This window comes from Mycobacterium mantenii (assembly GCF_010731775.1).
Lineage (GTDB): Bacteria > Actinomycetota > Actinomycetes > Mycobacteriales > Mycobacteriaceae > Mycobacterium > Mycobacterium mantenii.
Genome location: NZ_AP022590.1, coordinates 3,709,907 through 3,722,096 on the forward strand (window position 1 = coordinate 3,709,907; position 12,190 = coordinate 3,722,096).

Consider the following 12,190-nt stretch of genomic DNA (forward strand, 5'->3'; position numbering starts at 1 on the left):
TCGCAGCGATTAGCATGCAGTGGGGGTATCGGGGGATATTGCGGGTTGTCGTGTGGCTTCCTCCCCTGTCCCGGCATATAGAAAGGCTCTTGTCGACATGTCTGTGCAGCTCACGCCGCATTTCGAAAATGTGCAAGCCCATTACGACTTGTCCGACGATTTCTTCCGGCTGTTCCTGGACCCCACTCAGACCTACAGTTGCGCCTATTTCGAGCGTGATGACATGTCGCTCGAGGAGGCGCAGATCGCGAAAATCGATTTGGCGCTGGGGAAGCTGAAGCTTGAGCCCGGGATGACGCTGCTGGACATCGGTTGCGGCTGGGGCGCCACGCTGCGGCGGGCCATCGAGAAATACGACGTCAACGTCGTGGGCCTGACGCTGTCGGAGAATCAGGCGGAGCACGTGCAGAAGTCCTTCGACCAGATGGACACCTCCCGCACCCGACGGGTGCTGCTGGAAGGCTGGGAGAAGTTCTACGAGCCGGTGGACCGCATCGTGTCGATCGGCGCGTTCGAGCACTTCGGCCGCCAACGCTACGGCCGCTTCTTCAAGATGGCCTACCAGGCGCTGCCGCCGGGCGGAGTGATGTTGCTGCACACCATCGTTCGTCCGTCGTTCAAGGTCGCCCGGGCCAAGGGCATGACGCTGACCCACGAGATCGTCCAGTTCTCGCAATTCATCCTGGCCGAGATTTTCCCCGGCGGCTGGCTGCCGACCCCGCAGACCGTCGGCGAGTATGGGGTGACGGCCGGCTTCGAGTTGACCCGCGTCCAGTCGCTGCAGTTGCACTACGCCAGAACCCTGGATCTGTGGGCCGAAGCCCTCGAGGCCAATCGCGAGCAGGCCCTCGCGATCCAGTCCCACGAGGTCTACGACCGCTACATGAAGTACCTGACCGGCTGCGCGAAGCTGTTCCGTGAGGGATACACCGACGTCAATCAATTCACGCTGGAGAAGTAACCGGCCCACAACGAGCAATCAGCCCCGAACGGATGACCGTTCGGGGCTGATTCGCCTGCTCTATTTGACCAACGTGAACTGCCCCACATTGCAGATGCCCTTGCGGAAGAAGTTCTCGCACCCGGTCAGATAGTGCATGTACCGGTCGTAGATTTCCTGGGACTGGATGGCGATCGCACGCTCCTTGTTGGCCTCGAGGTTGGCGGCCCACATGTTCAGTGTGCGAGCATAATGCGGCTGCAGTAATTGCACCTTTTCGACCGAGAATCCGCCTTCGGGCGCGAGCTTCAAGAGATCCTCCACCGATGGCAACTGTCCGCCCGGAAAAATCACGTCACCGATAAATTTCATGAATCGGATATCGCTCATCGTCAATTTGACGCCGTTTTCGTACATCTGTTTCTGGGTCTGGCCGAGAATTGTATGCAGCAACATCCTGCCGTCGCTGGGAAGTATGTCGTAGGCGCGCTGGAAGAATGCGGGATAACGCTCGCTCTTGAACGCTTCGAAGGCGCCGATCGTCACGATCCGGTCGACCTTGTCCTCGCACTCTTCCCAGCCCTGCAGGCGCACCTCGATGTTGCGGCTGCTCGGCAGGCCGGCCAGCAGGTTCTTGCTGTACTCAAACTGATTGCGGCTCAGCGTAATTCCGATGACATTGACGTCGTACTTCTCGACAGCCCGCTTCAGCGCGGCGCCCCAGCCGCAACCGATGTCCAGCAGCGTCATCCCGGGCTCGAGGTTCAGCTTTCCCAGCGCCAGGTCGAACTTCGCGATTTGAGCTTCTTCGAGCGTCATGTCGTCGCGCTCGAAATAGGCGCAGGTGTAGCCCATTGTGGCATCTAGGAATAACGCGAAGAATTCATCCGAGACGTCGTAGATGGACTGCGACTCCTCGTAGTACGGTTCCAAACCTGTCATGCCCGATGTAGACCTTTCATCCTATTCAACGCGAGCATACTAACCGACGGGCCGGTGGCCAGCCGTCCGGGCACGGACGAGTAGCGAGACGTTACTCAATAGGTATAGAACCCCTGGCCCGCCTTATTGCCGAGCCGGCCGGCCTCCACCATGCGCAGCAATAGTGGCGGCGGTGCGTACTGCGGTTCCTTGAACTCCTCAAACATCTTGTCCGCGATCAGCTTCAAGGTGTCCAGACCGACCAGGTCGGACAGCCGCAGCGGGCCCATTGGGTGCGACAGCCCGGCCACCACGGCTTTGTCGACGTCTTCGACGGTGGCGAAGCCGGCCTCCACCATGCGGATCGCCGACAGCAGGTAGGGCACCAGGAGCGCGTTCACCACGAACCCGGATCGGTCGGAGCAGCGCACCACCTGCTTGCCCAGCACCGCGCTCGCGAATTCCTCGGTGCGGGCAGCGGCGGCGTCGTCGGTAACCAGCGTGCTGACCAACTCGACCAACGGCAGCACCGGGACCGGGTTGAAGAAGTGCAGACCGAGCACGCGTTGCGGGTTCTTGGTGGCCGCGGCGATCTTCATGATCGGGATGCTGGAGGTGTTGGACGCCAGAACCGCGTCGGGGTCGGTGACGACCTGATCGAGTTCGGCGAACACCTGCGCCTTGACGGCATCGTCCTCGATGATCGCCTCGATGACCAACTGGCGGTCGGCAAGGTCCTTCAGGTCCGTGGTGAAGGTGAGCTTGCTCAGCGCCCGGTCGCGTTCCCGCTCGGTCACCTTGCCGGCGCTGACGCCCCGCTCCAGCGACTTCACAATGCGGTTGCGTCCGGCCGTGATCAGGGCCTCCGTGGTCTCGAACACCGTCACGTCGACACCGGCGCGGACGGAGACCTCGGCGATGCCGGACCCCATCTGGCCGGCCCCGACAACGCCTACCCGCTGAATCGTTGCATCACTCACTGTCTTCTCCGGTGTCGTATCGTCTTGCACCGCAATAGGCCCCGCCCGGCTTTAGCCGGGCGGGGCCTACGCTACTTCATCTCATTTTCGGGCCGCGGCGTGCGCCGCGACCTCGCGGGCTCAGCGGCTCAGTGAAACTGACCCTCTTCGGTGGAACCGGTCAGCGCGGTGGTCGACGAGGTCGGGTCCACGGTGGTGGCGATGCGGTCGAAGTAACCGGCACCCACCTCGCGCTGGTGCTTGGTGGCGGTGTAGCCACGCTCCTCGGCGGCGAACTCGCGCTCCTGCAGCTCGACGTACGCGCTCATCTGGTTGCGGGCGTAGCCGTAGGCCAGATCGAACATCGAGTAGTTCAGGGCGTGGAAGCCGGCCAGCGTGATGAACTGGAACTTGAATCCCATTGCACCAAGCTCCTTTTGGAACTTCGCGATGGTGGAGTCGTCCAGGTGCTTCTTCCAGTTGAACGACGGCGAGCAGTTGTAGGCCAGCATCTGGTCGGGGAACTCGGCCTTGACGCCCTCGGCGAACTTGGCGGCGAGCTCGAGGTCCGGAGTTCCCGTCTCCATCCAGATCAGGTCGGAGTACGGCGCGTAGGCCTTGGCCCGCGCGATGCACGGCTCGAGGCCGTTTCGGACGCGGTAGAAGCCTTCCTTGGTCCGCTCACCCGTGATGAACGGCTGGTCGCGCTCGTCGACGTCGGAGGTGATCAGCGTGGCGGCCTCGGCGTCGGTCCGGGCGATGACGACGGTCGGAACGTCGCACACGTCGGCGGCCAGGCGGGCCGAAGTCAGGGTCCGGATGTGCTGCTGGGTCGGGATCAGCACCTTGCCGCCCAGGTGGCCACACTTCTTCTCCGAGGCCAGCTGGTCCTCCCAGTGCGATCCCGCAACACCGGCGGCGATCATGGCCTTCTGCAGCTCGTAGACGTTGAGCGCACCACCGAAACCGGCCTCACCGTCGGCGACGATCGGGGCCAGCCAGTTCTCCACCGAGGTGTCACCCTCGACCTTGGCGATCTCGTCGGCGCGCAGTAGCGCGTTGTTGATCCGGCGGACCACCTGCGGCACCGAGTTGGCCGGGTAGAGGCTCTGGTCGGGGTAGGTGTGGCCGGACAGGTTGGCGTCACCCGCGACCTGCCAACCCGACAGGTAGATGGCCTTCAGGCCGGCGCGGACCTGCTGCACGGCCATGTTGCCGGTCAGGGCGCCGAGCGCGTTGATGTACTCCAGGTCGTGAAGCTGCTCCCAGAGCACCTCGGCGCCGCGGCGGGCCAGCGTGGCCTCCTCGACGACGGTTCCTTGCAGGGCGACGACGTCCTGGGCGCTGTAGGTCCGGGTGACACCCTTCCAACGCGGGTTGGTGTCCCAGTCCTTCTGGATCTGCTCGGCGCTCTTGGGGGTGCCAACGACAGACATTGGGCATGCTCCTTCACGATCTTCACTACTGAGTTGGTGGATGCCTCACCGGCGGTAGCTAGCGGCTCAACTTCACTGGTGTGCTAACTCGAAGATGGCACAGCCTGACCATGCATTTCCACCCGTTTCATTTGCCAATTTCGGCAACGGCTTCGCCGGAATTAGCAAATCTTGCGAAGATGAACGGGAACTGAACCGTTTCAGAAGCTACCCGCCAGTAACCCGAATCCGCAGGTCAGCTGGCAAATTAACGGGACGCTTGTCCGGTTAGCGATTGAAGAGCGCGGCGACCGCTTTGGTCTCGTCGCCGACCGCATATGTGAGCGTTGTAACAGGCCGATCGACGAGCCCGGGACCGAATTGTTCGGTCGATCCGGCCGGATGGATGTGCGAGATGATCTCCAGCTTGTCGCCCAGCGCCACCGGCGCCTCGTGCTCGATGGTGATGCGCAGCGGCCGCGCCATCAACGCCAGGTGCGACGCCAGGTAGTCCTCGATGACGCTCCAGTACACCGAGTTGTTGACGTGGTCGAACAGGTCGATGTCGGTGACCCGGACCGGAAACTCGTGAATCTCGACCGCGTCGTCGCGGCTGCCCGGCTTCAGATAGGCCTTCCACCGCAGCCGGTCGACGGACGTGGTCTTGTGCAGGCCCGCCAGGAAGTCGTCGGAGATGCGCGACGGCATCTGGGTTTCCCGGTTGATGTTGATCCAGAAGGCCTCGGACTCGATCAGCCCGCCCTTGCGGCCGTCGACCCGGACCCGCATCTCACACCACCGGTTCGAAGTGCCCGAACACCACCGCCGGCACCGCAGCATGTCCTGGAACTCGATGGGGCGGATCAGGTCGAGCATCGTGCGGCGGACGATCCACAGCGGGTGGGTTTCCTCGAAACCCATCTCGCGCAGCTGGTCCTGGCCGATGTCCTGAATGTGCCGGCACGCCGCGTCCAGACGCAGCCGGCCCGTGCGGTCGATGTCGGCCACCCGCAGCGGCCATTCGCGGTCGAACACGTCGGGGTGGCCGTCGGGAACCGGCATCAGTTCTTTGTCCAGGCTCACGGCTTCGCTCCCCGTTTCCTCCTCGTGGGCACCCCAGGCCAGTCCTGGGGCCTCCGTTGCGAATCATGCCAACGAGCTGGGCCAAAAACCAATCCCGACGCGACCGTGCTTGCTGCCAAGTCTGCGAACCATACCTTCGCATAGCCGGTAACCTCGGAGAAGTGTCCAAAACGTTCGTCGGCTCCCGCGTTCGCCAACTGCGCAACGAACGCGGGTTTTCCCAGGCCGCCCTGGCCCAGATGCTGGAGATCTCGCCGAGCTACCTCAACCAGATCGAGCACGACGTTCGGCCGCTGACGGTGGCGGTGCTGCTGCGCATCACCGAGGTTTTCGGGGTGGACGCGACCTTCTTCTCCTCGCAGGACGACACTCGGCTGGTCGCCGAGCTGCGCGAGGTCACCATGGACCGGGATCTCGACATCGACGTCGACCCAACCGAGGTCGCCGAGATGGTCAACGCCCATCCCGGGTTCGCCCGTGCGGTGGTCAACCTGCACCGGCGCTACCGGATCACCACGGCGCAGCTTGCGGCCGCCACCGAGGAGCGGTACTCCGACGGCAGTGGCAGCGGGTCGATCACCATGCCGCACGAAGAAGTGCGCGACTACTTCTATCAACGGCAGAACTACCTGCACGAGCTGGACACCGCCGCCGAAGACCTGACCATCAAAATGCGTTTGCACCACGGCGATTTGGCGCGTGAGCTGACCCGCCGGCTCACCGAGGTGCACGGGGTGCACATCAACCGGCGGATCGATCTCGGTGACACCGTGCTGCACCGTTTCGACCCCGCGACCAAGACGCTGGAATTCAGCAATCACCTGTCGTTGGGGCAGCAGGTCTTCAAGATGGCCGCCGAGCTGGCCTACCTCGAGTTCGGGGATCTGATCGACACTTTGGTGGAGGAGGGCAAGTTCACCAGCGACGAGTCACACACGCTGGCCCGGCTGGGGTTGGCCAACTACTTCGCCGCGGCCGCCGTGCTCCCCTACCGCCAGTTCCACGACGTCGCGGAGAATTTCCGCTACGACGTCGAGCGGCTGTCGTCGTTCTACTCGATCAGTTACGAGACCATCGCGCACCGGCTTTCGACGTTGCAGCGGCCGTCGATGCGCGGCGTGCCGTTCTCGTTCATCCGGGTCGACCGGGCCGGCAACATGTCAAAACGCCAGTCCGCCACCGGTTTTCACTTCTCCTCCAGCGGAGGCACCTGCCCGCTGTGGAATGTCTACGAGACGTTCGCCAATCCGGGCAAGATCCTGGTGCAGATCGCCCAGATGCCCGATGGCCGCAACTACATGTGGGTGGCCCGCACCGTGGAACGTCGCGCGGCCCGGTATGGTCAGCCGGGTAAGACCTTCGCGATCGGCTTGGGCTGCGAGCTTCGCCACGCGCACCGGCTCGTCTACTCGGAAGGACTCGACTTGTCGGGGGACATAGCGACACCGATCGGCGCGGGCTGCCGGGTCTGCGAACGCGACAATTGCCCGCAGCGCGCCTTCCCGGCGCTCGGCCGCGCGCTCGATCTCGACGAGCACCGCAGCACGGTGTCCCCCTATCTGGTGACCCAACCATGAGTACCGCACCGGACGGCCGCATCCCGTCGGGGCGGTTTCGCGAACTGGGACCGATCAATTGGGTGGTCGCGAAGTTGGGTGCGCGCACCGTGGGCGCCCCGGAGATGCACCTGTTCACCACCCTGGGCCAGCGCCGGCTGCTGTTCTGGACGTGGCTGGCGTACGGGGGCCGGTTGCTGCGCGGCAAGCTTCCCACCATCGACACCGAATTGGTGATCCTGCGGGTGGCACATCTGCGCGCGTGCGAATACGAGTTGCAGCACCATCGCCGGATGGCCCGCAAGGCCGGGCTGGATGCGGACCTGCAGACCGCGATCTTCGCCTGGCCCGAGCAGCTGGACCCGGTCGAGGCACACCTGACCGTGCGTCAGCAGGCGCTGCTGGCGGCGACGGATGAGTTCGTCAAGGACCGCACGGTCACCGCCGATACCTGGCGTCAGCTGGCGACTCACCTGGATCGCCGACAGCTGATCGAATTCTGTTTGCTTGCAAGCCAATACGACGGTCTTGCTGCGACGATGTCAGCGCTCGAGATTCCGCTGGACAACCCACACCGGTCATAAATAGACGTCGGTGAGGATGGCCAGCGTCAGGATCACGGGAAGTACCGGCAGCGCGAAGGCGAACGCACCCCATGACTGCTTGCCACGCCGTCGCTGCCGCAAGCCCCACACCGCCGCGCCGATCCCCAGCACCACCGATGCCAGCAGCACCAGCGGGCCCCACTGGCCGGCCGTCGCGTTGTCGCCGTTCGAAATGGCCAGCAACCACAGGACATAACCGGTCGCCAGGCCGGCGACGGCACCCGCGATGGTCTGAGGGCTCACGGTGCGCATCATCGACGGGTCAGAAATTGATCATGTGCCCGACCAGGCCGTGGAAGCATTCCTGCAGCGCCTCAGACATGGTCGGGTGGGTGTGCACGTTGCGCGCCAGCTCGGTGGCGGTCAGATCCCACTTCTGGGCCAGCGTTAGCTCCGGAAGCAGTTCGGAGACGTCGTGGCCGACCAGGTGTCCGCCCAGCAGCTCACCGTATTTGGCGTCGGCGATCAGCTTGACGAATCCGCTGGGGTCGCCTACGCCGTGGGCCTTGCCATTCGCGGTGAACGGGAACTTCGCCACCACAACGTCGTGGCCTTCGTCGCGGGCCTGCTCCTCGGTGAGTCCGAAGCTGGCGACGTTGGGCTGGCAGAACGTCGCCCGCGGCATCATCCGATAGTCGCCGAGCGCCAAAGTCTCGGCGCCGGCGATGGTTTCGGCGGCCACCACACCCATGGCCTCGGCGACGTGGGCCAGCTGCAGCTTCCCGGTGACGTCGCCGATCGCGTAGATGTGTTCGATGTTGGTGCGCATGTAGTCGGTGATCCCAATGGCCTTGCGGTCGGTCAGCGCGACACCGGCCTTCTCCAGGCCGAAGCCCTCGACGTTGGGCGCAAAACCGATGGCCTGCAACACCTTCGCGGCCTTCAGTTCTTGCGAGTTGCCGTCCTTGCTGACGACGACGGTCACCTCGGAGCCGTTGTCGGAGATCGACTCGACTTTCGTTCCTGTGAGGACCTTGACGCCCAGCTTCTTGAACTGCTTCTCGACCTCCTTGGAGACCTCGGCGTCCTCGTTGGGCAGCGCGCGCGGCAAGAACTCCACGATGGTCACGTCGACGCCGTAGTTCTTCAGCACGTAGCCGAACTCCATGCCGATCGCCCCACAGCCGGCGATGATGATCGATTCCGGCAACTCGCGGGACAGGATAAGTTCTTCGTAGGTGACCACGTTTTCCGACAGCGACGTGCCGGGAACCAGGCGGGTGCTGCTGCCGGTGGCGATGATGGCGTTGTCGAACGTGACGGTCTCGGTGCCGCCGTCGTTGAGATCGACCGACAGCGTGTTGGCGTCGCTGAACCGGCCGTAGCCGTGGATCTCGGTGATCTTGTTCTTCTTCATCAGGAAGTGCACGCCGGCGACGCGGCCCTCGGACACTTTGCGGCTGCGGTCGAATGCGATTCCGTAGTCGAAGGTCGCCTCGCCGCTGATGCCGAAGGTCTTGGCCTCCTTGGTGAAGATGTGCGCGAGTTCGGCGTTGCGCAGCAGCGCCTTGGACGGGATGCAGCCGACGTTGAGGCAGACTCCACCCCAATACTTGGGTTCGACGACTGCGGTGTTCAGGCCCAATTGCGCGGCGCGGATAGCTGCGACATATCCGCCGGGACCGGCGCCGAGGACGACGACGTCATAGTGAGAAGTCACGAGCCCACCCTAGTGCGCCAGGACCCCTGGTGGCCGCCCGGGCGAGGCGTCAGTACGGAATGACGCCGACCAGACAGTGCCCCACTCGCTCGCAGTGGTAGTAGCCGTACAGGGGCGCCGCGGCGACCAGCGCCGCGAACGGCCCGGACATCACCGCCACCGAGAGCGCCGAAACCAGCGGCCTGCCCTGGGTCATCGCCAGCATCACCGCGCCGACGATGCACGCCACCACGTAGACCAGGACCACGAACAGCGCCGGAGTCTTGTCGGCCGAGTGGTACCACCAATAGAACAGGCCCAGCCCGATCACGGCCGCCACCGCCCATACGCCGAGGAGCACCAACGCCAGCTTCCACCACTTGAGGTAGAGGTAACGGCCGGGCACGTTGATCGGTTGCACCGGGCCGACGGGTTCGGGCGGCTCTTCGTCGGCGTCCGGCGTGGGCGTCGTCGCCTCGACGTCCGCGGTCGCGGTGGAAGGCCCGGGCTCGGTCGCGACGGGGTGCTCGCCGGTGTCGTCATCGAAATCGGGGACCCATGACTGGGTGCCGGTGTGCTCGGAGTCGTCGTCGCCATCCGAGAAGTCCGGCACGAAGGCCTCGGTGCCGGGGTTCGAGGCGTCCTTGTGGTCAGGCGCCTTGTCGTCAGGCACCAGCGGTCACCCGCAACGCGACCAGCATGCCGAACCAGCCCGGCGCCACCGACAGCAGGAACGCGCCCAGCATGGTGACCCAGCGGCGTCCGGAGAGCAGGATCGTCGTCAGCCCGACCACGCTGAGGATGCCGACCCCCAACGCGATCGCGATGCCCGGGCGGACGCTGGCGTGGATAGCCACGGTGCACGCCACACCCGCCAGAAGTCCGACCGCACTGCCGATCAACATGGCGCTGGCCAACAACCAGGGACGCGGAAGAGGGATCACTTCCCCGACTGTACTGCGGCTACCGGCGCGTGGGGCATGTCGCCGAGGCCGCGTCGGCCACCACCGGACCCCGCGCCTGGGGCCGTTCGCCGCGTTCGTAATCGGCGCCGGTGATCACCGCCGCGGCGGCCAGCGCGGCCCGTTCTTCGTCGGTAAAGCCCCGCCCGCGGGACAGGAACCGCACCCCGTCGGGCGCCTCCAGGCTGAACCCGCCGCCGCGGCCCGGCACCACGTCGATGACCAGTTGGGTGTGCTTGTCGCGATAGTGGGCCGTGTACTGCGGACCCGAAATCCACACCGGTACCCCGCCTGTCCCGACGTCGAGGACGCCGAGCAAGACGTCGCGGTCGCCGACCAGAAAGTCGCCCAGCGGGTAACACATCGGCGACGACCCGTCGCAGCAGCCGCCGGACTGGTGGAACATCACCGGGCCGTGGCGGTCCTGCAGGCGCGCCAGCAGTTCGGCGGCACCGGCCGTGATCACCACCCCGGCTGGCGGGAGACCCATCGCGCCACTCCTCTCCCTTTTTCGATCGCTCCGCTCCGTCTATCGTCGCCGGCGCATCAGAAGAACCCTTGCGCCTTCTCGGAGTAGGACACCATCAGGTTCTTGGTCTGCTGATAGTGATCGAGCATCATCTTGTGGTTCTCCCGGCCGATGCCGGACTGCTTGTAGCCGCCGAATGCCGCGTGCGCGGGATAGACGTGATAGCAGTTCACCCACACCCGGCCGGCCTGGATGTCGCGCCCGGCCCGATACGCGGTGTTGCCGTCGCGGCTCCACACCCCGGCGCCCAGGCCGTAGAGGGTGTCGTTGGCGATCGAGATCGCGTCGTCGTAATCGGCGAACGACGTCACCGTCACCACCGGCCCGAAGATCTCCTCCTGAAAGACCCGCATCTTGTTGTTGCCGCCGAAAATCGTCGGCTGCATGTAGTAGCCGCCGGACAGGTCGCCGCCGAGCTCGGCGCGTTCGCCGCCGGTAATGATCTTGGCGCCCTCGTCCTTTCCGATTTCGATGTAGGACAACACCTTTTCCAGCTGGTCGTTGGATGCCTGCGAGCCCAGCATGGTCTCGCTGTCCAGCGGGTCGCCCTGGCGGACCGCCTTGGTGCGGATCGCGGCCAGCTCGAGGAACTCGTCGTAGATGTCGGCCTGGACCAGGCTGCGCGACGGGCACGTGCACACCTCGCCCTGGTTGAGGGCGAACATGGTGAAGCCCTCCAGCGCTTTGTCCTGATAGTCGTCGGCCTTGGCCATCACGTCGGAGAAGAAGATGTTGGGACTCTTGCCCCCGAGTTCCAGGGTGACCGGGATCAGGTTCTGCGACGCGTATTGCATGATCAATCGCCCGGTGGTGGTCTCGCCGGTGAACGCGATCTTGGCGATCCGGTTGCTCGACGCCAGCGGCTTGCCTGCCTCGGCGCCGAATCCGTTGACGACGTTGACCACCCCGGGCGGCAGCAGATCGCCGATCAGCGACATCAGGTAGAGCACCGAAACCGGTGTCTGCTCTGCGGGTTTGAGCACCACGGCGTTGCCGGCTGCCAGCGCGGGCGCCAGTTTCCACGCGCCCATCAGGATCGGGAAGTTCCACGGGATGATCTGCCCGACCACGCCGAGCGGCTCGTGGAAGTGGTAGGCCACGGTGTCCTCGTCGATCTGCGACAGCGAGCCCTCCTGCGCCCGCAGCGCCCCGGCGAAATACCGGAAGTGGTCGGCGGCCAACGGAATGTCGGCGGCCAGCGCCTCGCGGATCGGCTTGCCGTTATCCCAGACCTCGGCCACCGCCAGCGCGGCGGTGTGCTCCTCGATGCGGTCCGCGATCTTGTTCAGGATCGCCGCCCGCTCGGCCGGCGCCGTCTTGCCCCACCCGGGAGCGGCCGCGTGCGCGGCGTCGAGTGCCTTCTCGATGTCGGCCTCGTCGGAGCGGGCCACCTCGCAGAACGTCTGGCCGGTGACCGGGGTCGGGTTCTCGAAGTAGCGTCCCTTGGCCGGCGCAACCCACTGCCCGCCGATGAAGTTCTCGTAGCGGGATTCATACGACATCAATGCCCCGGCGGAACCCGGACGTGCGAAAACAGTCATCTGCTCTCACCCCTCGTTCGGCTGTGTAATTCACCTCACA

At 64.8% G+C, this 12,190-nt stretch carries 13 protein-coding genes; 3 read left to right on the forward strand and 10 right to left on the reverse strand.

Annotation, left to right across the window (positions count from 1 at the left end):
• Positions 1-97: 97 nt before the first annotated feature.
• Positions 98-961, forward strand: coding sequence for a cyclopropane mycolic acid synthase PcaA (pcaA, locus tag G6N50_RS16730; RefSeq protein ID WP_083095016.1), 864 nt, complete (start codon positions 98-100; stop codon positions 959-961).
• Between the two features lie 60 nt (positions 962-1,021).
• Here the strand turns inward: pcaA and G6N50_RS16735 are convergent, their stop codons facing one another.
• The 4 genes from G6N50_RS16735 to G6N50_RS16750 all read right to left on the reverse strand — a co-directional run bounded on the left by G6N50_RS16735 (position 1,022) and on the right by G6N50_RS16750 (position 5,318).
• The gene (locus G6N50_RS16735) at positions 1,022-1,882 is read right to left on the reverse strand and encodes a cyclopropane mycolic acid synthase family methyltransferase (RefSeq protein WP_083095015.1); all 861 of its coding nucleotides are present in this window, start codon (positions 1,880-1,882) and stop codon (positions 1,022-1,024) included.
• Positions 1,883-1,977: 95 nt separating this feature from the next.
• Positions 1,978-2,841, reverse strand: coding sequence for a 3-hydroxybutyryl-CoA dehydrogenase (locus tag G6N50_RS16740; RefSeq protein WP_083095014.1), 864 nt, complete (start codon positions 2,839-2,841; stop codon positions 1,978-1,980).
• A 128-nt stretch (positions 2,842-2,969) separates the two neighbouring features.
• A complete protein-coding gene (aceA, locus tag G6N50_RS16745) occupies positions 2,970-4,256 on the reverse strand; it encodes an isocitrate lyase (protein WP_083095013.1) in 1,287 nt (428 codons plus the stop codon).
• Between the two features lie 267 nt (positions 4,257-4,523).
• Entirely contained in the window at positions 4,524-5,318 is a 795-nt protein-coding gene (locus G6N50_RS16750; RefSeq protein ID WP_083095012.1) for an acyl-[acyl-carrier-protein] thioesterase, read from the reverse strand.
• Positions 5,319-5,479: 161 nt separating this feature from the next.
• On the opposite strand from G6N50_RS16750, the gene ramB reads away from it, so the two are divergent.
• Together ramB and G6N50_RS16760 are read left to right on the forward strand one after the other, a co-directional pair.
• Positions 5,480-6,895, forward strand: coding sequence for an acetate metabolism transcriptional regulator RamB (gene ramB, locus G6N50_RS16755; RefSeq protein ID WP_083095011.1), 1,416 nt, complete (start codon positions 5,480-5,482; stop codon positions 6,893-6,895).
• Complete coding sequence (locus tag G6N50_RS16760; protein ID WP_083095010.1) at positions 6,892-7,458, forward strand: carboxymuconolactone decarboxylase family protein; 567 nt, start codon at positions 6,892-6,894, stop codon at positions 7,456-7,458. Before ramB ends, G6N50_RS16760 begins: the two co-directional genes overlap by 4 nt.
• Here G6N50_RS16760 and G6N50_RS16765 read toward each other — a convergent pair.
• The 6 genes from G6N50_RS16765 to exaC are packed head-to-tail and all read right to left on the reverse strand — an operon-like array spanning position 7,453 to position 12,150.
• A complete protein-coding gene (locus G6N50_RS16765) occupies positions 7,453-7,734 on the reverse strand; it encodes a hypothetical protein (RefSeq protein ID WP_083095009.1) in 282 nt (93 codons plus the stop codon). The two genes, G6N50_RS16760 and G6N50_RS16765, sit on opposite strands and share 6 nt — an antisense overlap.
• 7 nt (positions 7,735-7,741) lie before the next feature.
• Complete coding sequence (gene lpdA, locus G6N50_RS16770; RefSeq protein ID WP_083095008.1) at positions 7,742-9,139, reverse strand: dihydrolipoyl dehydrogenase; 1,398 nt, start codon at positions 9,137-9,139, stop codon at positions 7,742-7,744.
• Positions 9,140-9,188: 49 nt separating this feature from the next.
• Positions 9,189-9,791, reverse strand: coding sequence for a hypothetical protein (locus tag G6N50_RS16775; protein ID WP_179970022.1), 603 nt, complete (start codon positions 9,789-9,791; stop codon positions 9,189-9,191).
• A complete protein-coding gene (locus G6N50_RS16780; protein ID WP_179970023.1) occupies positions 9,784-10,062 on the reverse strand; it encodes a putative holin in 279 nt (92 codons plus the stop codon). Before G6N50_RS16780 ends, G6N50_RS16775 begins: the two co-directional genes overlap by 8 nt.
• Before the next feature lie 19 nt (positions 10,063-10,081).
• On the reverse strand, positions 10,082-10,570 hold the full coding sequence (locus tag G6N50_RS16785) for a DUF779 domain-containing protein (protein ID WP_083095006.1): 489 nt from the start codon (positions 10,568-10,570) through the stop codon (positions 10,082-10,084).
• A gap of 56 nt (positions 10,571-10,626) precedes the next feature.
• The gene (gene exaC / locus G6N50_RS16790; protein WP_083095005.1) at positions 10,627-12,150 is read right to left on the reverse strand and encodes an acetaldehyde dehydrogenase ExaC; all 1,524 of its coding nucleotides are present in this window, start codon (positions 12,148-12,150) and stop codon (positions 10,627-10,629) included.
• Positions 12,151-12,190: the final 40 nt, after the last annotated feature.